This is a genomic window from Psychrobacter celer (genome assembly GCF_016107555.1).
In the GTDB taxonomy this organism is placed as follows: Bacteria; Pseudomonadota; Gammaproteobacteria; order Pseudomonadales; family Moraxellaceae; genus Psychrobacter; species Psychrobacter celer.
The window spans coordinates 107,927-129,196 of sequence record NZ_JABASU010000003.1 but is presented as its reverse complement, the minus strand read 5'-3'; the positions used below and the strand labels follow the sequence as shown (position 1 = coordinate 129,196).

Below are 21,270 nucleotides of genomic sequence, written 5' to 3'. Positions count from 1 at the left end.
ATCAAAAATGCACCAATCTATGATAGGGTTTTGTAAACAAAAAGCGCACCGCTCTGGTGTGAGGGCCGCTTTCGTCAAGTGAGTACAAAACCCCAAGCACAGATCAGTCTTCTAAAAACCGTACCTTACCGGTTTCTAAGTCGTACTCTGCCCCAACGATGAGCAGCTTACCACTCGTCGTCAAGTCCTCTAGGGCTCGGGAGCCATGTTTGAGCTGGCTGACAGACATACGCACGTTGGCACTGATAGAGCGATCTAGCAGCTCATCGGCATCGACGTCTTGACCATTGGCAGTCGCCAGCTCGTGCAAATTGTAAACACTTGGACGAATACGATCGACGATAGACTGTAGGTTTGGCGTGTAGTTTTGCTCAGGGTTGATGAGCGCTTCTACGCAAGCGGTCACCGCGCCGCAGTGTGAGTGGCCGAGCACCACCACCAGCTTGGTACCAAATTTTTCGGCAGCAAACTCAACCGAGCCAATCTGTGACGGTGCGACGACATTTCCTGCCACTCGAATCACAAACAAGTCCCCTAACCCTTGGTCAAAGACAATCTCAACCGGTACGCGTGCATCTGAGCAGCCCAAGATAATCGCCAACGGGTCTTGATCACTGATAAGCTCTGGGCGCCTCTGCATCGCAGGATCTGGGTTGGTGAGGCTGTCGACGTAACGGGCGTTACCTTCTTTTAAAAGCTCAAGCGCTTCTTGACCGGTTTTGGGGCGTATGTCGTTAGGCATGAGAAATCCTTTTTTTTCGAATGTTAAATGATAGATGGCTGCTCATATATCGCAGATAAAGAAGATGCTGATATATAGACCAAAAGACGGCCAATGACAACGAGGTCATGCCGCGCATTTCGGTGTCAGCCATGACATGATTGTATAGGAACACCGACAAAAAAATGCTAAAAACTTTTGTTTTAATGTCGTTAATATCGCTAAAAGCGCCACGACCATTATCCCAAAGGCCCTTATGCTCATGGTGAAATACAACCCATTCGACATAAAACTGGCACGTTGTATATAAACACGCTTTATGCCAGCAGGACGGCACCTAGTTTCAGTAGATTAACCACACAAAAGCCGCGCTTAGGGTAATACAATCTGCTCAAAAAAAATGCCCAAGCACATAAACGCCTTACTATTATACTACCGCAAAAACCATATACCGAGCGCTATCGCCACCTGCGCCATTCGCGCCATCCGATTTGGCTTGCGGGTATGACTCGCGTAACTGATAACGAAGTTGCACTGATTTATAGTAAGGGTTTGTTATAATACGCAGCAACCAGACCATGCTCATGCCAGCCCTTGTCGTGTCTTATACTAAAAAAGTACTGATATTAAAAAAGGTACGGACAGGTAAGAGACTTAGGAAACAGATTTATGACCCAATCTTTAGCAAATACGCATACCAACCCTACGTCACCAGACACTGTACTGCTACAACTGACTGGCCTACAAAAAACCTATGATCAAACTGAGGTCTTAAAAGACATCAATCTTGATATCCAGCATGGTGAGTTTTTGACCCTGCTTGGCCCATCAGGCTGCGGCAAGACCACGCTGCTACGCTTAATCGCGGGGTTTGAGCAGCCGACGGCAGGGGCGATTTATCTAGACGGCGTGCAGATGGCAGGGCTGTCCGCGGATAAGCGTCCGGTCAATACCGTGTTTCAGCAGTATGCGCTGTTTCCGCATATGAGCGTCGCGCAAAACGTCGCCTATGGCCTCAAGCTCAAAAAAGTCCCCAAAGACGAGATTCGGTCACGGGTGCGTGAGATGCTGGCAATGGTGCAGCTAGAGCATTTAGCCAATCGCAAACCACAAGATTTATCCGGTGGTCAGCAGCAGCGCGTGGCCATTGCGCGCGCGGTGATTAATCGCCCCAAACTACTGCTACTCGATGAGCCATTATCAGCACTCGATCACAAGCTGCGTCTGCAGATGCAGTCAGAGCTCAAGCGCTTGCAGCGCGAGCTTGGCATTACCTTTGTCTTTGTCACTCATGATCAAGAAGAAGCACTGTCGATGTCTGACCGTATTGCGGTTATGAAGGACGGTAGGTTTCAGCAAATTGGTACACCGATCGAGATTTATGAAACCCCTGCCAATCTATTTACGGCCAAATTTATCGGTGAGACCAATCTGTTTACGGCAGAGGTCAAAGGCGTGTACCCCGATCAGCCAGATCGTGATGGCCGCGTGACCAATGGCCGCATCGAGGTCGAAGTCTGTAAAGCGCAGGTGCAAGAAGGTAAAGCCACATTGCGCAATCTACGCCGTCCTGCTTTTGCCAACGATGTACAAGTAGGCGACATCGTCAACCTACTGCTGCGTCCTGAAGACTTACGCATTTATGATCCCAAAGACGACAGTCATGCAGGCTTGCTGGGCCGTGTCATCGAGAGTAACTATAAAGGCAGTACCTTAGACTCGATTATCGAGCTGGCCAATGGTCATATCATCAAAGCTTCTGAGTTTTTTGATGAAGACGATCCTAGCTTTGATTATAAGCTCAATGAAGCGGTCAAGGTGGCGTGGGTCGATGGCTGGGAGTGGGTATTGCCCGAAGACCATTTAACAGAACCACAAGCACCTGAGCAAAGCGCGGCTATACAAAAAACAGCCATACAAAAGGATGTCAGCTAATGGCGCGTACTAGCCGTTTTCACTTGGGCAATAAAAGCCCGTTTCGTACTGCAACGCTATGGCTCATCTGGGGTTGGCTGCTGATATTTGCTTTGTTGCCAAATATTTTGGTCATCGCGGTCAGTTTTTTGACCCGTGATAGCAGCGCCTTTATCAGTTTGCCTGTCAATATCGACAGCTATCTACGTATGGTGGATCCGCTGTATTTTGAGGTGTTTGTCCACTCCCTCTGGATGGCTGGTATCACCACGGTAATTTGTTTATTACTCGGCTATCCGTTTGCTTGGCTGGTTTCCAAAACCCAGACGCGCTGGCAGCCGCTGCTGATGATGCTTTTGATTTTGCCGTTTTGGACCAACTCTTTGGTGCGGACTTACGCGCTCAAATTATTGTTTGCCAATAATGGTTTGATCAATAAATCCCTACTGACGCTGGGTATCATCGACGCGCCTATCGATATCTTGTACACGCAAGGCGCGGTGATAGCAGGCCTGACGTATTTACTCTTCCCGTTTATGGTACTGCCGCTATATGCGGTCTTTACCGATTTGCGTCATGATATGCTGCTGGCCTCGCAAGATTTGGGTGCGTCGAAAACCCAGACTTTTTGGCACGTGGTGCTGCCACTGACCACGCCTGGGATTATCTCAGGCGTGCTCTTGGTGCTGCTGCCTGCGATGGGGATGTTTTATGTGGCAGACGTGCTGGGCGGCTCGCGTAACCTACTCGTTGGCAATATCATCAAAAACCAGTTTTTGGACGCGCGTGATTGGCCCTTTGGGGCGGCAGCAAGCGTGCTATTGACACTGGCGATGGCCGTGCTATTGCTGGCTTATCGTGCCAGTAGCCGCCGCATTGGTAAGACTGATTTTAATGAGGTGGCCTAATGCCTGATAACCAACGCCACATCAAACCGCCAAGCCTCGGCAGTATCGCGGCCAAAGGCTATCTTGGCCTGATTTATGCTTTGCTATATCTGCCCATCATCGTCTTGGTGGTGATGTCATTTAATAAATCAAAAATCGGCTACAACTGGGGCGGCTTTAGCCTCAAATGGTACGAGTCGCTATTCAACAACCAAGCGATGCTCGATGCATTTTGGCATTCTATCGTCTTGGGTTTGGTCGCTGCCACCGTCTCAACCCTAATCGGTACGCTCACCGCCCTTGCCCTACATCGTTACGACTTTCGCGGCAAAGGCTTGTTAAACGGGCTGCTATTTGTGCTGATGATGTCACCTGAGATTGTCCTAGCGATTTCACTCTTGGCCTTATTTTTATTAATTGGTCTGCAGTTAGGCTTTGTCTCGCTACTGCTTGCTCATATTACCTTTTGCTTGCCCTTTGTGGTCATTACTGTGTTTGCACGCCTAAGCAGCTTGGATGAGCGCTTGATGGAAGCAGCGCGCGATTTGGGCGCATCTGAGTCGACGATGATACGTACGGTACTGATTCCGGTGATTATGCCTGCGGTAATGGCCGGTTGGTTGCTTGCCTTTACTTTATCACTCGATGATGTGGTGGTCTCGACCTTTGTCACGGGGCCTAGCTATGAGATTTTGCCGCTGCGGATTTATTCGATGGTACGCGTCGGCCTCAAACCTGAGGTCAACGCCATCGGCACGTTGCTACTGGCGGCCTCTTTGGTACTGGTCGTCATCTCACAGTTATTATTACGACGACGCTAGACGTTGGAGGCTGGCTAATGACAGGCACTTGATAAAAATATTTGAGTGGAATTCACCGATAGATTGTTTATAATGAATTTTTCTCACCCAAGTGCTTAGGTTATCTTATGTTAGAGCTTCGTCATCTCAATACACTGACGGCACTGCGCGCGCATGGCTCGCTGGCTGCGGCCGCCGATGAGCTGCATGTTACCGCCTCTGCCGTCTCGCATCAGCTAAAAGAGCTGGAAAACTATTATGATGTCAGCCTCGTCAATCGCCGCACGCGCCCGCTGAGCTTTACCCCAGCAGGCAAGATAGTGCTGGCACTGGCCGACAGCATCCTACCGCAAGTCACCCGCACCAAATCCAACCTAAAGCGCCTTGCCCATGGGCAAGCCGGTCGCCTGCGCTTAGCGTCTGAATGTCATAGCTGTTTTGATTGGCTCATGCCGATACTCAATCACTATCGCCGCGAGTGGTCGGATGTTGAGTTGGATTTTGCCACGGGCTTTGAGCCTGAGCCGCATCATCTGCTGATGGAAGGCGATATCGACTTGCTCATTACCACCAGTGACTTACCAATAGACGGTATTAGCTATCAGCCGTTATTTGAGTATGAGAGCCGTTTGGTACTATCGCCCACGCATGACTTGGCGGCGCAAGACTTTATCGCGCCTCATGACTTAATCGATGAAACCTTGATCGCTTATCCGGTGGAAGCCAAACGCCTCGATATTATTGCTAATTTTATGACGCCAAGCGATGTGAGCTTCAAAAATGTCCGTACCACAGAGCTGACAGCAATGCTGATACAGCTAGTCGCCAGTGAGCGAGGCGTTGCGGCTCTCCCCGATTGGGTGGTGGCAGAATACGAGAAAAAAGGCTGGGTGGTCTCCCGTCCGTTAGGCAATGGCGTGTATTGTCAGCTTTATGCCGCAACGCGCACGGCGAACCAAGATATGGCGTATATGCAGGGGTTTGCGAGTTTACTTGATGGGATTGTTAAGCCGTTGTAGTTTCATTACTAATTACTTTTTTATAGTGATGAAATATTATTCACCTTTTCATATCGTAATGAATGTTATGGTAAATAATGGTTCCCTAGTGAGGACTTGAATCTTTAGCTGTAGGTTAATGATAGCAATAGTTTGGGTTGTTTAAATAACCGTAGTGTACTTCACGGTATACATCATATTAATTTTTTGAGGTCAAACGGACTTAATTTTGATTTAGATCCCTAAAGTTATTACAGCTTTCTTGTTGCAAAGACTTAACTATATATCAATATGTTATCAGCTTCTAAGCGTTTAACGTCAAGCCATAATTAGGAATAAATATTCTTGCAAACTAAAAATAAAATCTTAAAATTCATACTGATTTGGTTATCAAAGTTCTTCTTACCGCCCTTGGTTGGTGCGGTTTTTTTGGTGTTGGTGTACTCGATATCAACTTTTGATACTATGTTTTGGGGTCATGCTACATTATTAGAGAATATAAGAGTCTCGATAATAATATTAGTAGGCAACATATTTACTTTTTACGTTTATTATTTATTGGCTTACCTCGTATTTTTCTTATATCTGATTATTTTGGAAAAAACGAAGAAGCTTAGCTTATTGGTGGTGATAATCAGTGGTTTTATTTACGGACTCATACCACTTCTATTTGACCATAAAAGCGTAGAGTCTATTTTGATAGTGGTCATTATCGCCGTCAGCGGTGCGATGTGTGCTGCTTGCTATTACTATTTAGATAAAAAACTTAGGCCGTTATATTCAGTAAAAAATTAAAGCATCAGACTTTATAAGGTGTATGGGATGCTCTACAGCATAGGTCGAGTTAAAACCAGCAGCCCTTTAATAGCGCCAAGTTAATCTGTCTACTTCTTTAAGATCAGGTCTATATTCTTAGCCTCTAACATAGAGGGCATATTTATCTTGCCATCTAAGATGTCACCTGCTTGATTAATCTCATAACAAGCCTTTAAAAAAGCATCTGCTCCTGATGACTGGTCCGAATATTCAAAGGTATCGCACAACCAAGCCGTATTGGACGTGGCTTTGCTTAATGACCATGATGATTTGATATTATCAAAAATATTATTGTAAGTGGCTTTTGGGATGTGATTTTGCGATGTGCCAACCTTTGCATATTTCGGCACTGGAATAGATTGGCCTACCATGGTTTGTACGTCAAGGTCTTCGTTCACAACGTATAAGTATAGCTGTAGAGGATTTAAGGAATAATAATACTGCTTTGGAAAATAAATATTCGGTGCGTCACCTAATTTGTAAATATTTTGAACCTGAGCATATTTAGCCGTTTTGCCGTCGAGCTCAGTATCTCCCGTTTTCACTGTTTTAAGTCGCAGCTCATGAGCATCCTCCGGATCTACGGAGACAAAGGTAAGGTCCATGTCTTCCATTAATTTAATCAGCACTGATGCAACAGGGTATTGACCTTTTGCTATAGCGCTTTCATCAGCTTTACTAATTGAGTTAACGTCTTCACCAACGGCTGAATGGGATTTATTTTGGCTATGAGCCATACCCTCTGTTATATCATTTGCACAAGCTATTAACCCTGATGTAGCAAACAATCCTATCATTATATTTAAAAGTCTTACTCTATAAGACTGGTTCATTTTGTATCCTTTTAAATATAGTAATAATTATCTTATAAACAAATATTCGTTTTTTTCACAAGAGCAAAGCATTGGCTGCACTATATTTTTCAGCAATGATCGATATGGGTATACCCCAGCGGAACCAGTCATTATGCCCTCTAGACTCATTAACAGACCATTTAAAACAGACTGTATTTCGGTAACCACTTAAATCAGACTCATTAAGCAAGTGATATCGATACAAGCTCAAAGTACGCACTTAAAGAAATAAAAGCCAATCGCAGTCGCCAGCAGTGTCAGCCCAACGTGCAGACCGATCAACGCCAAACCTGCCAACAGCCGTCCATCATGGATAAAGCCAAACACCTCAGCGCTAAAGGTGCTAAAGGTCGTCAGCCCGCCCAAAAATCCGGTAATCACAAACACACGCACATGATCAGATAAGTTGCTACCCATACGCTCAAACCAGACGAGCGCAAGGCCAATCAGCAGGCCGCCCAAGACATTTGCGCCAAGCGTACCAAGCGGTATCCAGTGATGCAGTGGATTAAAGCGCGCTAAATAGCCACGTAAACACGCGCCTAATGCTGCTCCTAAGCCTATTGCTAGCCACTGCATAGATTATCCTTCCTTTGTATGGCTTTTACACTTTATATGCTTGCTAGACATTACACCGCAGGTAACAGTGCTGGTAATTCTGTCAACGGCCAACGCGGTACGCAGCTGACGGCTAGATCATCAGCCTGCCCCGCTTGTAGGCGCTCAAAGCCAGCATAAGCGATCATTGCGCCATTGTCAGTACATAACGCAGGCGGCGCATAATGGACGGTCGCATTTATTTTAGCCAATTCAGCTTCTAAGGTCTCACGCAAGTGCATATTGGCGCTGACACCGCCCGCGATTACTAAGCGACTCATGCCTGCTTGTTTGAGCGCTTTAACGCATTTCTTCACCAGCGTATCGACCATGGCATGTTGAAAGCTGGCGGCAATATCGGCGCGCACTTGTGGGTCACTGTCAGAGCCAGCAGTGTCTTTGATAAGATTATGCACCGCTGTTTTCATACCGCTAAAAGAAAAATCCAGTCCACGATGCAGCATCGGCCGCGGCAGCTCATAGGCGTTTGGATTACCGGTCCCAGCAAGCTTGGCAATATTAGGGCCACCGGGGTATGGCAGGCCTAGCATTTTAGCGGCTTTATCAAAGCACTCACCCGCGGCATCGTCGATCGACTCACCTAGGATTTCATATTGTCCGATACCCTGTGCGGCGATCAGCTGCGTGTGCCCGCCAGATACCAGTAGCGAGACAAATGGAAACGCTGGTGGATTGGCACCCATCAACGGTGCAAGTAAGTGACCTTCCATATGATGAACCCCAATCGCAGGGATATCCAAGCCGTATGCCAAGCTACGACCAAACAGCGCGCCCGTCATCAGCGCACCGATAAGGCCTGGGCCTTTGGTATAGGCGATAGCATCAATGTCGTTTTTACTCATATCACACTGCGCGAGCAGCTCATCGAGTAGCGGTACGAGCTTACGAATATGATCGCGACTCGCCAGCTCAGGCACCACGCCGCCATAGACAGCATGCAGCTCAATTTGTGAGTATAGCACTTGCCCAACTAGGCCCTTATTAGCGCTGTTAATCTGCTCGCTATCAAAGATCGCCAGCCCCGTCTCATCACAAGACGTTTCTAAACCCAATACCTTCATATTTTTGCCTTTATCATACCTTGGTCTGCGTGTTGGTTTTGACCACGCTTTTATCTGCGACTCTCTATCTAAGCACTTGCACAAAAAAACCGCCATTGTCTGTCACAATGACGGCCAGTTTAGCAAATTTCAATGGCTCATATCGCCTAAATCAGCTCACGGCAGCTACCATATAATCGACCGCTGCATAGACCTCCGCTTCGCTTACTTTGTCAGTCGCCTGCGCGGGCATCTTGTTAAAGCCCTGCGCTGAGTGCATATGTAGCGTCTCTATACCCTTAGCAAGACGCGGCGCCCACGCTGCTTTATCACCGTATTTTGGTGCATCGAGCAGACCTGCTTCGTGGCAGACTTTACAGTTGGACTCGTATAGCTTCGCCCCTGCATCAGCTGCCAACACTTCAGGCTCATCTGGGGTTGGTGGCTCGACTGCTTCGGCCGGTTCAGCTGTCGTCGTTGCTGGCGCTTCTGCCGGCACAGCTGGCTCAGACGTCTGCGGTTCAGGCGCTTCAGGCGCGGCGGCAGGTGCCTCCTCTACTACCGTGCTCGTTTCGGCAGACGCGTCAGCGGGCGGCTCGGCAGTATTATTATCACTACAAGCGCTTAGCATCAACAATGCACTGATGCTGATGGCCGATACGGTCAATGTATTTATACGCTGTGGTTTGTTCATCGTGATCACACCTCTATTTGCTATTGTATGTCGATGGCTGCCGACGACAGCGCATACACTGATAGACCATCAAAAGAGCGTTATTCGTTGGTCGCAGGCTCAGCATCGGCGTCTGCTTCCGCATCATTAGCTGGCATGTCAGCTGCGCTATCGGTAGCAGCGGCCTCAGTGGTGCCAGCATCTGTCGCCTCACCTTGGGTGTCTGTGCTTTCGGCATCAGTACTTTCGGCATCAGTGCTTTCTGTCGTCGTCGGCGCTGACTCGGGGAAATCCATCTGTTCAGCGGCAGGAGCGTTGCTACGCGCAAGCTCAGAGGCCTCATCGACACGGTCTTTGGCCAACACTTGATGCGACTCGCCTTCTTTGTCGCCACTACACGCGCTGATACCAAAGCCTAAAGCGACGACAAATGCGGTGCTTAGCGCTGTATTTAGTACTGATTTTTTCATTGCAACATCCTCAATAAAGTGCACATAAAACGATTGATATGATGCAAATAATCATAGCATAAACTCTACCCAAACCGTTATAGACAGTAGGGTTTTTTCTTGATGGCCACACTTGCCAAAAGCGGCTCTACTGATGCATATAGTCCATCTCACCTTGCACTGACCAATCACACCTTATCAAACATTATTCGCTTTTGTTTGGTATTCATGACGCCGCCATACTGTACCAGTGGATAAAAAGGGCGCAACTTAATGATAATTATGAATTAATCAGCAAAAACCATTGACTTTATTGCTATTTTTTATTAGAATACTCGCCCTTGTGCTCTAGCACAAAATTGTCCTAGTTTGAGCTGATGCCGGTAATCTTGAGATATTACGGCTAAATACTACTATACAGCCAAACTAATGCCCTTATATCTCATCCTAATCAAGGAGTCTTCATGCCTGCAGTTAAGGTTAAAGAAAACGAACCAGTTGACATCGCTATCCGTCGTTTCAAACGTGCTTGTGAAAAAGCCGGTGTACTATCAGACGTACGTAAGCGTGAGTTTTATGAAAAACCAACGCAAGTACGCAAGCGCAAAAAAGCCGCTGCTGTAAAGCGTTATAAGAAAAAATTGCAACGCGAAACCATTCGTACCACTCGTATGTACTAATCACTTATTTGATTAGCTAAATACCAGCGCTACAGGAACGCCACTGCTATCGATTGATATCAGTGGCGTTTTTTGTGCTACAATTTTTATTATTATTACTGATATAGTCGATCCGATATAAAAACGGTACAGTGAGATGAAAAGTTGTTTTTCGCAGCATCTGTCGGCGTAGGCACAGCAAGCAAGCCAACTTTTCATTGAGCGGCTTGATAGCCATGTATCTGATTTATTTGGATTCAAACATATATTATTATCAGCTCATACGGTATTCATAAAACTATACTCATAAACCATACCCATAAAAAACACCAGCACAAGCCGTTTTTATGGCACGCATCCCTAGTCTCTAATCCATAAGGATAATAACAATGAGCCAACTTAAACAAACACTGTCAGACAGCATCAAAGCTTCTATGAAAGCGCGTGAGCTCGAGCGCGTCAAGGTGCTACGCAACGTGCAGTCAGTCGTCAAACAAATCGAAATCGACCGCCAGATCGAGCTAGACGATGCCGCCGTCTTAGAGGTACTACAAAAGCAGCTAAAACAGCGCCAAGAGTCACTCGGTATCTTTACCGAAAATGGCCGTGATGATTTGGCAGCCAAAGAGCAGTTTGAGATCGATGTCATTAATGAGTTTATGCCTGCACAGATGGACGATGACGAGCTTGCTGCCTTGGTCAATGCAGAGATTCAAGCGCAAGGCGCAACATCGATGCGCGATATGGGCAGTGTCATGGGCGTGCTAAAGAGCAAAACGGCAGGCCGCGCCGACCCTGCCACCATCTCAAAGCTGGTCAAAAACGCGCTACAAGGCTAAGCGCTGCAAATCTAGGTACTGTAAAGCTAGGCACTACAAATCTAAGTATAAATCTAAATATAACGGTTTCGCGCGAGCAGCGGTATCTCAGTGAGCATTTACATCAGTAACCGCCCCAATCAATAACCGCCTAAGGCTCAAAGTCTTGGGCGGTTTTTACGTTTTTGATCTCAGCTTTGATATTGGCCAGTAGTGGGCGCGCGCTACCAGCTTGCGCAGTATTTTGGAGATGGTCTGCCAGCTGCTTGGCTTGTGTCAACGAGGTAAGCGCGGCATCATAACGCCCACTCCACAGCTGGTCATGACTGCGATAGCGCAGCGCATTAATGGTAGCAATATTGGCCAGCTTTGGTGTAGTAGTGGTTTTCGCCAGTTTTTCGTTGGCCAATTGCAGGCTTTGCCACGCATAGCGGTCACTTGGCTGCTGCTGGGTCAAAGGCTTGAGTAATGCTTGCGCTTGGAGCGGCTGATTACTATTGGTCAGCGCCTCTGCCAAATAGAGTCGCAAATCACGGCGCTCAGGATAGAGACGCTGCTGACTGGCCAAAATATCCGCCGCTTTTGCCCAATTACCTTGCTCAGCTAACAACTGGCTATGAGTAATCGATAAAAGTGGCTCAAGCCTTTGACGCTGAGCTGCGGGCAGTTTGTTTAGCGCTGCAAGTATCTCATCGGCATCGTCAAAGCGCTGCTGTTCACCATACCACTGCATCAATGCCAATTTGGCCCCAACGCTGTTTTTGGCCGCTGTCGTTAGCACTGTTTCTGACGCATGCTTACCGGTACTCTGTACGCGCCAATAGAGCAGATCAAACAGTGCTTGGTGGCGCTGCTGCTCGGCCAATGATAAAGGCGGATAGTGCTGGGCTCGGCTTTGCGATTCGCTCAAACGCTCGTTGCTTAGTGGATGCGAGCGCACAAAGCTTGGTAAAAATCGATTTTCAACTTGATTGAGCTGGCTTTGCTGATTCATGGTGGCAAAAAACCTTGGCATCGCCCTTGGATCATAGCCCGCTTGGGTCATAATTTGCATGCCCACACGGTCGGCCTCGCGCTCGTTATTGCGGCTAAACGCCATGCTACTGTTCATCGTCGCAGTCTGGCTCCCCATCATCACGGCCGCGGCAGCATCTCCATCGACCGCCGACGCTGCAATGGCTGCCAGCATACCGCCTATCTGCATCAGTAGCGCTTTTTTGCGCTCGTCTGCCCCGCTCTCATAATGGCGCTGACTAATATGAGCAACTTCGTGAGCAACGACGCTTGCCAGCTCATCCATACTACTGGCGGCGAGTATCGTCCCCGTGTTGATACCGATGACGCCTCCTGGCGCGGCAAAAGCGTTGATACTTGGATTGTCAATAATGACCAAGCCAATCGGTGCCTGCTGCCTTGCTTGTGCATTGAGCCGCCATGTCATATCTTTGACGGTCTCGTGTATCCACGGATCATGCTCCATCTTGATGCTTTTATTGATATTGCGTAGTGACCACTCACCGAGCAGCTTATTATGATACTGCTCAGCAAAGCTCAGTCCTTGCCCGCGCAAGCTTGGCAAACTTAGCTCTGGGGTATTGGTGGACTGCCACGAATCATAAGGCGCAGACGACGCTTGACGCAGATCACTGCCGGCGGCGTGACTACTCTTAGGGGTCACAGCGGTCATCGCCGATATGGTCAATATCGCCGCTGATAGGATAGATAAGGATAGCCGGTGAGCCATACTGCGCTTATGGATAGAGACAGTATCAGGCGTCAGCAAAGTCGGCGACGATGCTACTTCATAGGCGACTGTACGGCCTGTGAACGATTGATGAAAATAAAACAAATGCGCATCCTATACAAATAAATCCCAACGTCGTTTTGACTATACGAGCTTGTTTGTGCAAAATCAATTGTCCCGCGCCTGTGACTACCAATCACCACGCAGACCGTCACGATTGTGCAACATGACTGTGCAATCGTTATATCATTATCGTTATCATTTTAACGAACCGAACATGACGTTGACTATATTCAACTGCAATCGCCCCTGCGCTATTTGTTATAATGACAAACCATCACCCCTCTCTTAAGTTAAAACCCTCGCATATGATAAGGTTTGTTTATGTCTGCCGATAGTCAGCCCATCACCCGCCCCGCCTCTGACGTTATTTACTTCGCGGCGGATTTGTCTGCAACTGAGCAACAGCAAAGCTGCGAGCTGCTACGCTTGCTGGGTGACGCAGTACTCATCAGCGATACGCCGCTGGACATGACACCGCCGCGCCTGACAATAAAAAAACTGGTCGACGGCCGCGGACTGGCCTGCCCGATGCCTTTATTAAAGACCAAAGTGGCTCTGCGTGAGGTGGCAGCAGGCGAATCACTATATGTGGTAGCGACTGATCCCAACTCACAGGCAGATATCACCGCGTTTTGTCGCCAAAGCCAGCAAACGGGCAGCGCAGCACCTTTGTCTTTAAGCGTCCATGAAGTGACCCATCAACCTGCCAATGATGATAAACCTGTCGCGCATTTCGATACAATATATCACTTCATCATTACCAAAACCGATAGCAACTAACGGTGGCTATCCTTTACAATTACAACTATAAAGATTTTTATCTGACTATTTGCTTAACTATTTAACCAAGGTCAAGAATATGGCTAATACTTCTAACAATGCTGCAAAAACGAGTAAAAAAGACGAGGCAGCGCCGATAAAAAATGAAGCACGCGATGCGGCGCTAAAAGCCGCTGCCGAGCGGCCACCCTACGACGCCAGCACCCTTGGCGACACCAGCACTCGTGACTTGGTGCCTGCGATGCCGACCCACTTGTCCGCTCCAGGCGTCAACTTGGGTGCCTATATCAATACTGTGCACCAAATCCCTATTTTGACACCGACCCAAGAGCAGGAGCTGGCTCATCGCTACTATGACGAAGGCGATGTAGAAGCGGCGCGCTTATTGGTCATGTCACATCTGCGTTTTGTCATTCATATCGCTCGTAGCTATTCAGGCTACGGATTGCCGCAGGCGGACTTGATTCAAGAAGGCAACTTGGGGCTGATGAAGGCGGTCAAACGCTTTGATCCCAATAAAGGCGTACGTTTGGTATCCTTTGCCGTTCATTGGATCAAGGCGGAGATTCATGAGTTTGTGATTCGTAACTGGCGTATCGTCAAAGTCGCCACCACCAAGGCGCACCGTAAGCTGTTTTTTAATTTACGCAGCTTAAAGAAAACCAATAATCAGCTGACGCTAGAAGAAGCGGATGCCATTGCCAAGGACTTAAACGTCACGCGTAAGCAAGTGCTAGAGATGGAATCGCGTCTGACCTCTTACGACGCCTCATTTGAAGCGCAATCTAGCGATGATGACGATGGCCGCTATGCGCCGCAGTTGTTTTTAGAAGATGGCATCGATCCCGCCGAGCAGCTCGAAGAAGAAGACTGGGAAGAAAACAACTCCTCAGCACTGCTTGCCGCGATGGGCACATTGGATGATCGCTCACGTGACATTGTCGAGCAGCGCTGGCTTTCTGAGCAAAAATCCACCTTGCATGAGCTGGCAGCAGTCTACTCTATCTCAGCGGAGCGCGTACGCCAGATCGAAAAAAACGCCATGGACAAGATTCGCGATGCCATGACCATCGATAGCGTTATCTTACCTGATGACATTCAATAGACAGTACAGAGTACATAGCAGCAAATAGTACAGAGCAGTAGGTAGTGCAGAGCATGATGCAGTACATAACACGAGTTTTACTATGGTAAATTGGATAGGAATTGCGGCGATTAATATGGCCATTGCCGTGGCTCTAGGGGCATTTGGCGCGCATGGTCTAAAAAACCTCGTCAGCCTGCAGCAGTTAGAGTGGTGGCATACCGCAACGCTGTATTTATTTGTCCATGCGCTCGGCCTGCTGATCGTCGGCGTGTTGATACGTCTAAGGTACGCCGCGCAAGCCCCCGCATGGCTGCTACAAGTCGGTATTATCATATTTGCTGGTAGCCTCTATGCGATGACGCTGGGCGCGCCGCGCTGGTTTGGTGCTATCACGCCTATCGGCGGCGTGCTGATGATAGTAGGCTGGCTATGGCTGGCGATATCCGCATTTGCCATCAAGCCGGCGGCCGCAAAATAGCTTGTCAGGGCTGATAGCCATGATAAAAAAATGATAAAGAGTAAGGCGGCTGCTAGTATGACCCATATGTCAGCGCCGATAAAAGGAACAAGACTGCGTTAGGGAGCATCTGTTATGAGTACTATTAGTGTCAATGGTAAACATCTACAAACCACACACCAGACGGTGCAGCTGGTCCTCAATGAGCTTGGCTTGAGTAAAGGTCGCTATGCGGTAGAAGTCGACGGCGAGCTGATACCAAAAAGCGAGCTTGCTGGCATGCGTGTCAAAGAAGGCATGAGCATCGAAGTGGTACAAGCCGTCGGCGGTGGCTAGGTCTCAACGACCGTATTGCCATATACTGCCGTTACGTATCGTCAGTTCGACATAAAGTCGCTATGCTGATAATAAACGGCTCTGATTAAATAGTTCTGATATAGCAACCGGCTCTGATATAGTAAATGGCATAAAAGAAAAGACCTTAGCTCATAAGTGCTAAGGTCTTTTCTTTTATTCCGTTTATTTGTTTATAAGAAATTAAGGCCTAATAAGGTAATGACATTATAATAGTAGTTGTGTTGTCCTACGCCCTATTAGACCTTAATAGGATCATACCGCTGGCGCTATCTCGGCTGGCGTCACATCCTGATAACGTCCATCACGCCCTGCCCCTTGCGTTTTCTTACGCTCTTGACGGGTTTTGTACTTACGGACTTGTCTATCGAGCTTGTCTGCCATGTCGTTGATGGCTTTGTACATATCATCTTCACACGCTTGGACAAACATCTCTTGACCCGCCACTCGCATAATGGCTTCGGCCTTATGGCTCTTCATGCCGCCGTCACTGGCGCCGCTATTATCGAGCGATAGTATCACTTTAATACTCTGTATCTGATCAAAATGTCGCTCTACTTTTTCTAGCTTTTCGCGAACTGCCTTGTCCATGGCTTCGGTAACACTGATATGATGACCACTGATAGAAACATTCATATTATTGTCCTTTTGTTTATAACTCACAATCAACAGATGACATAGCCGTCCTGCCTGTATCACCCTGCCTTACCAACAACTCATTAATTAAATCTAAGACCCTTGTTAGCTATGTCTCTGATAGATAGACCGTTAGCCACCAGTATCTCTAGCAAAAAATCAACGTATCCTTATATCGTCTCTTTGGTTGCTAATGAATATAAATACCGTCAAGGTAAATACATTCTATAAATACGTACTGAGGTTAGACACTTAGATTTTTAGATACTTAGATTTTGTACTTGGGTTTCGTTGTTGGTATGACTCTAATTTGTCATGAAAGCGGCGTAGTAGCAAGCCATTAAATTGTAATTAAATGTAATAAAAACTGTTGTTTCTATCAAGTTTCTATATAATCAAAAAATTTTATTTTTTATAACTAGATATAGAGTGCAGCAACACAGTAGTATGGTCTATGGCTGATATTGACGCAAAAAAATAACGCCGCTCATATCGTGATACTAGTGGCGCTATTTTAGTTTTTGAGCATATAAAATAAAATGAGCTGAAGACATATCTATTCGAAGATAAGCGCTTAAATATGAGTGCTTGATGATAAAAAGATGCGTTAGTATTTTTGTTTACGCTGGGTGGAAGAGCCAATATTCATCGCTTCACGGTATTTGGCCACCGTACGCCGAGCGATATCGATACCATCAGCCAATAGCGTCTCTTTGATACGGCTGTCTGATAAGGGCTTTTTGGGGTCTTCATCAGCAATCAGCTGTTTTATCATGGCGCTGATAGCGGTCGATGAGATATCACCATCTGCGCTACTGACATGCGAAGAAAAAAAGTGCTTAAGCGAAAATAAGCCCTGCGGTGTCAAAATGGTTTTGCTGGTGGTCAAGCGTGAGACCGTCGATTCGTGCAGCCCGACCTCATCGGCAATGACTTTGAGAACCAATGGCTGCATGGCGGTGGCACCCTGCTGCAAAAAGGCTTGTTGATGATGCACGATGCTGGTCGCGACTTTTAGTAGGTTTTGGTTGCGCTCTTCGATACTCCTGATAAACAATCTGGCATCGGTGAGGTTGTCACGCAGGTACTGATTATCAGGGCTATCATCACCGCGCTTGACCAAACTGGCGTACTCTTGATTGACCCGTAGCTTGGGTAGCGTCTCAGGGTTTAGGCGTACTTGCCAGCCGGCCTCCTGCGCGTCAGGCAAACCCGTAGGGCGACGAATGGGTGTGACCAGCACATCGGGTATGTCGTAGCTATCTGGCGACTGAGCATGGTCAGGCTGGTTCTTTTGAAAGACGACGCCTGGTAACGGGGTCAATGTGCGCAGTAACGTCAAGGCAGGCATAATGTCCTCAGGAGTCAGCCCTGTGTGCTCGGTCAATGCCTTGATATTATTGCTGACCAGATACTCACTGGCAGATAAAAGCGCGTGAGCTTCTTTTAGATATGCGGTACTAGGATCGAGCTTTGCGAGCTGCAGGGCAAGGCATTCGCTCAAATCACGAGCGCCAACGCCAAGTGGATCGCAAGACTGGACAATACGAAGCACGGCTAGTATCTCATCGCGCTCGACCCGCTCCTCCCACTGATAAAAGCTGGCCATGGTATCCAAGCTCTGTAACAGCTCATCGATATCGAGCCGAACAAACCCCATCTCATCCATCGAGTCAATCAAATACTCAGCGATCAAGGTATCGGTGTCTGATAAACGCTTAAAGTTTAATTGCCAGCGCACATGGTCTTGAATGGTGGCAGAGGTACCCCCTTGATAGCTATCAAAGTCCTCATTCGCGTGCGGCGCGCTGCTGCTAGTCGGACTGCTCGCGGCGGATGCATAGTTATCGGCACTATAATTATCGATACTATAGTTATCGGTACGATAGTCAGTGCCATTGTCATCATCATTGTAGGTCGCTGCGCCGAAGTCCGTTAGATTATCATCACTTGCAGGATCGCCGTTTGTCTCCAGACCGGCTATCGCCAAACGGTCAATGTCTACGCCACTATCTGCCCCATACTCGTCCGTCTCTTTTGTGGTGCTACTAAACGCATCGGTGGCCGTCGTCTGATTCCAGTCATCAAGCGTCAAGCTATGCTCAGCTGTCTCCATACTATCGTTCACGCTGCTGTCAGAGCCCTCACCGTCGCCATATTCTTCATCGTCCTCGATGCGTTCGAGCAGAGGATTGCTATCGAGCTTGGCCTGAACCTCTTGCGCCAGCTCAAGACTAGAGAGCTGCAGCAACTTAATGGCTTGCTGCATCTGCGGGGTCAGCTTTTGTGAGGTGCTCAGCGTGGTTGCCAATCCGAACGACATACTCATGGGTGGCTTATTACACTCCGACGATGGTGATAGTCAATAAACAACTGGCTAAGATCATGATTTAGCCCTAACAGGACACGACGATAGCATTTTTTGTTGCAATTTTGCTACGATAATTTATACCTAGCCCAGATACGCTTATTTTACTATTACTATAAAACCTTCTAAAATCAATGTTTTCGCTATCATTGTTGGCATGCCGACACAGCCAACTGGCAAAGCCTGCAAAAGCTCAATATTAGGGCGTGTCCTCAATTCAATCGATAGCCATCTAAATGGGCTAAAAATGGCCAAATTTTGCCAACCATCGTCAAATATCTGGCTAATATCTCGATATTATCTGCGCTATTTTCCTTGTTTGGCGGCAATTTATCTCATTTTTATCGCCATTTTTAAAATGAGGATACGCCCTAAAATAAACGACAACTAAAATACAATTGAGAATATTATGAACCACAACCAAGCAAGCGACCAATCATTTGCCGTCGCTGCCATTCAAATGAATAGCCAGCAGGACATCAAGCAAAACCTAGCAGACATCGAGACGGCCATTAGCGCCGCTTCCCAGCAAGGCGCTCACATGGTGGTGCTACCAGAAAACTGCTGTAGCATGGGACAACAGTCTGCCACAGCCGAGCGCTTCGATGAGCTATCATCGACGATAGCAGGCTATGCCAGTACTCATGGAATCTATGTGCTGGCAGGCTCATTGCCTTGTCCTTATCGCCCTGATGGTATTGTCGTCCCTGATGGTAGACTGCGTCAAGTCAGCCAAGTGTTTGCCCCTGATGGTACGCGCGTGGCCCGCTATGACAAGATTCATCTGTTTACCGCGACAGTCGCTGACAAAACAGGCAGCTATAATGAAGCGGCGACCTTTGAGCCTGGCACCCAAACCGTCGTAGTGCCGCTAGAGACTGAGGATACAGTCTACCAGCTGGGTATGATGGTCTGCTTTGATTTGCGTTTTCCAGCGTTGGCTCAGCGCCTGCGTCAAGCTGGAGCGGATATGCTGAGCGCTCCTTCAGCCTTTACTTATCTGACTGGGCAAGCGCATTGGTCACTGCTGCTACGGGCACGAGCACTAGACAGTCAATGCATGGTGATTGGGGCGGCGCAAGGAGGAGATCACACTTATCAGGACGGTCACACACGGCAGACATGGGGACATGCTGCCATCACCGCCTATGATGGCACGGTGCTCAGCAGCTACAATGACAGTGAGCTACAAAAAACGAGCGCCACAGAAAACCAGCGCTATGCCATGGTGATGGCGTCTTTAGACAAATCGCAACAGCAGCAAGGACGACAAAAACTGCCGATTTTTGACTGTCATCGTTTGGCATAAAGCTGTCTGACAAATAATTTGATGATTAAATTGTTAATAGGGCAATGCCGTCACATGGCACAAGACGATAGAACCTTATAGGTAAGGCCAAACCTACTCGGTATCCCCATCAACTTGTGTGTGAGTGGCACGCGGATGAGCGCGGTCATAAACCTGCGTGAGCTTGGCAAAATCAACATGGGTATAGATCTGTGTGGTGCTGATATCACTGTGCCCGAGCATTTCTTGTACCGCACGCAGGTCACCACTGCCTGAGAGCATGTGTGAGGCAAAACAGTGACGCAGCAAGTGTGGATACATGTTTTGGGCGATACCAGCGCGGGCCGCGGCTACTTTTAGACGCTGCTGCACCGCTCTGGTTGATAGGCGGGTGCCCAGCTTTTCACTGATAAACAGCGCGGCATCCATCTGCTCAACCCATAGCTCACGGTGTGGCAGATAGCGGCGTATGGCTTCAGCGGCTTTGCGCCCTAGCGGTAGCAAACGCGTTTTGTTGCCTTTTCCTGTGACGCGCACGCGTAAGTCAGACAAATCGATATCGCTTACATCAAGTGCCACCAGCTCGCCGACACGAAGACCACTGCTATAGAGCAGCTCAAACATCGCCTTATCACGTAACCAAAGGCGCGCCTGCTCTGGAGTATCGGGCATTTCTTGCTCAAGCAATTGGGTGAGTAAATCGACATCCGTGATAGATGGTAGAGGTCTGGCACTGCGTTTGAGCTGATAGCCAGTGGTTGGGTTGATACGAGCTATACCCTCCTCTATCAGCCAACCATAAAAATGGCGAATGGCGGACAGCTCCTGTTGGACACTGGCCAGGGCAAGCTTGTCTTCATCGAGGCGCTGGCTGATATGCTGAGCCAACTGGCGCTTGTCACAGCGCGTCCATGTCAGACGCTTGCCCCGCAAAAACAGCGCCAACTGATTTAACCCAGCAAAATAAGCCGTCAAGGTGTGCTCAGAGTGATTGCGTACCGACAAGGTGTTGAGCCAGCGATGCACTGGAGACAGCAGCTCACGCAGTGCCGCATCGGCCTCTCTGCTTGTCGACAGCGAGCCTGAGCGCCACGCTTGTGAGGCGTCGTCTGCTGCTAATGCCGCCTCTTGCTCTACCTCTTTATCTAAGTCTTGTTTTTGACTGGTGCGTCGCTGCACTTTGTTATGAGACTCCCTTTTTCTGGACATGACCATTGCTGTTACCTACTCGCCAAACATACACGCT

Annotated in this window: 21 protein-coding genes; 11 read left to right on the top strand and 10 right to left on the bottom strand. The window is 48.0% G+C overall.

Annotated elements, in window-relative coordinates; all coding sequences use genetic code 11:
- Positions 1 to 103 precede the first annotated feature (103 nt).
- On the bottom strand, positions 104 to 742 hold the full coding sequence (locus tag JFC05_RS03035) for a carbonic anhydrase (protein ID WP_105244698.1): 639 nt from the start codon (positions 740 to 742) through the stop codon (positions 104 to 106).
- Positions 743 to 1,390: 648 nt separating this feature from the next.
- Between JFC05_RS03035 and potA the strand changes: the two genes are divergently transcribed.
- From potA to JFC05_RS03015, 4 genes are all read left to right on the top strand, one after another.
- A complete protein-coding gene (gene potA, locus JFC05_RS03030) occupies positions 1,391 to 2,656 on the top strand; it encodes a spermidine/putrescine ABC transporter ATP-binding protein PotA (protein ID WP_198335714.1) in 1,266 nt (421 codons plus the stop codon).
- Entirely contained in the window at positions 2,656 to 3,543 is an 888-nt protein-coding gene (gene potB, locus JFC05_RS03025) for a spermidine/putrescine ABC transporter permease PotB (protein ID WP_198335713.1), read from the top strand. The genes potA and potB overlap by 1 nt, the downstream gene beginning before the upstream one ends.
- Positions 3,543 to 4,343, top strand: a complete 801-nt coding sequence (gene potC, locus JFC05_RS03020) for a spermidine/putrescine ABC transporter permease PotC (protein WP_198335712.1) — start codon at positions 3,543 to 3,545, stop codon at positions 4,341 to 4,343. The genes potB and potC overlap by 1 nt, the downstream gene beginning before the upstream one ends.
- Before the next feature lie 107 nt (positions 4,344 to 4,450).
- On the top strand, positions 4,451 to 5,341 hold the full coding sequence (locus JFC05_RS03015) for a LysR family transcriptional regulator (RefSeq protein ID WP_198335711.1): 891 nt from the start codon (positions 4,451 to 4,453) through the stop codon (positions 5,339 to 5,341).
- An 863-nt stretch (positions 5,342 to 6,204) separates the two neighbouring features.
- On the opposite strand, the gene JFC05_RS03010 is transcribed toward JFC05_RS03015, so the two are convergent.
- The 5 genes from JFC05_RS03010 to JFC05_RS02990 all read right to left on the bottom strand — a co-directional run bounded on the left by JFC05_RS03010 (position 6,205) and on the right by JFC05_RS02990 (position 9,791).
- A complete protein-coding gene (locus JFC05_RS03010; protein WP_198335710.1) occupies positions 6,205 to 6,969 on the bottom strand; it encodes a hypothetical protein in 765 nt (254 codons plus the stop codon).
- Between the two features lie 228 nt (positions 6,970 to 7,197).
- Positions 7,198 to 7,569 carry a fluoride efflux transporter CrcB gene (gene crcB, locus JFC05_RS03005; protein ID WP_198335709.1) on the bottom strand — a complete coding sequence of 124 codons (372 nt, stop codon included), beginning with the start codon at positions 7,567 to 7,569 and terminating at the stop codon, positions 7,198 to 7,200.
- A 50-nt stretch (positions 7,570 to 7,619) separates the two neighbouring features.
- Positions 7,620 to 8,669 (bottom strand): tRNA (adenosine(37)-N6)-threonylcarbamoyltransferase complex transferase subunit TsaD, encoded by a 1,050-nt coding sequence (tsaD, locus tag JFC05_RS03000; protein WP_198335708.1) that lies wholly within the window; start codon positions 8,667 to 8,669, stop codon positions 7,620 to 7,622.
- Between the two features lie 151 nt (positions 8,670 to 8,820).
- Complete coding sequence (locus JFC05_RS02995; RefSeq protein ID WP_198335707.1) at positions 8,821 to 9,342, bottom strand: c-type cytochrome; 522 nt, start codon at positions 9,340 to 9,342, stop codon at positions 8,821 to 8,823.
- A gap of 80 nt (positions 9,343 to 9,422) precedes the next feature.
- Positions 9,423 to 9,791 (bottom strand): prolipoprotein diacylglyceryl transferase, encoded by a 369-nt coding sequence (locus tag JFC05_RS02990; protein WP_198335706.1) that lies wholly within the window; start codon positions 9,789 to 9,791, stop codon positions 9,423 to 9,425.
- A 443-nt stretch (positions 9,792 to 10,234) separates the two neighbouring features.
- On the opposite strand from JFC05_RS02990, the gene rpsU reads away from it, so the two are divergent.
- Together rpsU and JFC05_RS02980 are read left to right on the top strand one after the other, a co-directional pair.
- Positions 10,235 to 10,450, top strand: a complete 216-nt coding sequence (gene rpsU, locus JFC05_RS02985; RefSeq protein ID WP_010195908.1) for a 30S ribosomal protein S21 — start codon at positions 10,235 to 10,237, stop codon at positions 10,448 to 10,450.
- 368 nt (positions 10,451 to 10,818) lie between these two features.
- On the top strand, positions 10,819 to 11,268 hold the full coding sequence (locus JFC05_RS02980; RefSeq protein ID WP_198335705.1) for a GatB/YqeY domain-containing protein: 450 nt from the start codon (positions 10,819 to 10,821) through the stop codon (positions 11,266 to 11,268).
- Between the two features lie 130 nt (positions 11,269 to 11,398).
- Here JFC05_RS02980 and JFC05_RS02975 read toward each other — a convergent pair whose 3' ends face one another.
- Positions 11,399 to 13,096 (bottom strand): M48 family metalloprotease, encoded by a 1,698-nt coding sequence (locus JFC05_RS02975; protein WP_227697381.1) that lies wholly within the window; start codon positions 13,094 to 13,096, stop codon positions 11,399 to 11,401.
- A 279-nt stretch (positions 13,097 to 13,375) separates the two neighbouring features.
- Between JFC05_RS02975 and JFC05_RS02970 the strand changes: the two genes are divergently transcribed.
- The 4 genes from JFC05_RS02970 (at position 13,376) to thiS (ending at position 15,714) form a co-directional block, all read left to right on the top strand.
- Entirely contained in the window at positions 13,376 to 13,834 is a 459-nt protein-coding gene (locus JFC05_RS02970; RefSeq protein ID WP_198335704.1) for a sulfurtransferase TusA family protein, read from the top strand.
- Between the two features lie 241 nt (positions 13,835 to 14,075).
- A complete protein-coding gene (rpoH, locus tag JFC05_RS02965; RefSeq protein WP_198335748.1) occupies positions 14,076 to 14,939 on the top strand; it encodes an RNA polymerase sigma factor RpoH in 864 nt (287 codons plus the stop codon).
- A gap of 82 nt (positions 14,940 to 15,021) precedes the next feature.
- Positions 15,022 to 15,399 (top strand): DUF423 domain-containing protein, encoded by a 378-nt coding sequence (locus tag JFC05_RS02960; protein ID WP_198335703.1) that lies wholly within the window; start codon positions 15,022 to 15,024, stop codon positions 15,397 to 15,399.
- Positions 15,400 to 15,513: 114 nt separating this feature from the next.
- A complete protein-coding gene (gene thiS / locus JFC05_RS02955) occupies positions 15,514 to 15,714 on the top strand; it encodes a sulfur carrier protein ThiS (RefSeq protein WP_105244687.1) in 201 nt (66 codons plus the stop codon).
- Positions 15,715 to 15,987: 273 nt separating this feature from the next.
- Here the strand turns inward: thiS and hpf are convergent, their stop codons facing one another.
- Together hpf and rpoN are read right to left on the bottom strand one after the other, a co-directional pair.
- The gene (gene hpf, locus JFC05_RS02950) at positions 15,988 to 16,368 is read right to left on the bottom strand and encodes a ribosome hibernation-promoting factor, HPF/YfiA family (RefSeq protein ID WP_105244686.1); all 381 of its coding nucleotides are present in this window, start codon (positions 16,366 to 16,368) and stop codon (positions 15,988 to 15,990) included.
- A 607-nt stretch (positions 16,369 to 16,975) separates the two neighbouring features.
- Complete coding sequence (gene rpoN, locus JFC05_RS02945) at positions 16,976 to 18,697, bottom strand: RNA polymerase factor sigma-54 (protein ID WP_198335702.1); 1,722 nt, start codon at positions 18,695 to 18,697, stop codon at positions 16,976 to 16,978.
- Between the two features lie 448 nt (positions 18,698 to 19,145).
- Here rpoN and JFC05_RS02940 point away from each other — a divergent pair, with 448 nt between their 5' ends.
- The gene (locus tag JFC05_RS02940) at positions 19,146 to 20,045 is read left to right on the top strand and encodes a nitrilase-related carbon-nitrogen hydrolase (RefSeq protein ID WP_198335701.1); all 900 of its coding nucleotides are present in this window, start codon (positions 19,146 to 19,148) and stop codon (positions 20,043 to 20,045) included.
- Between the two features lie 93 nt (positions 20,046 to 20,138).
- Here the strand turns inward: JFC05_RS02940 and JFC05_RS02935 are convergent, their stop codons facing one another.
- On the bottom strand, positions 20,139 to 21,233 hold the full coding sequence (locus JFC05_RS02935; RefSeq protein ID WP_198335700.1) for a tyrosine recombinase XerC: 1,095 nt from the start codon (positions 21,231 to 21,233) through the stop codon (positions 20,139 to 20,141).
- Positions 21,234 to 21,270 lie beyond the last annotated feature (37 nt).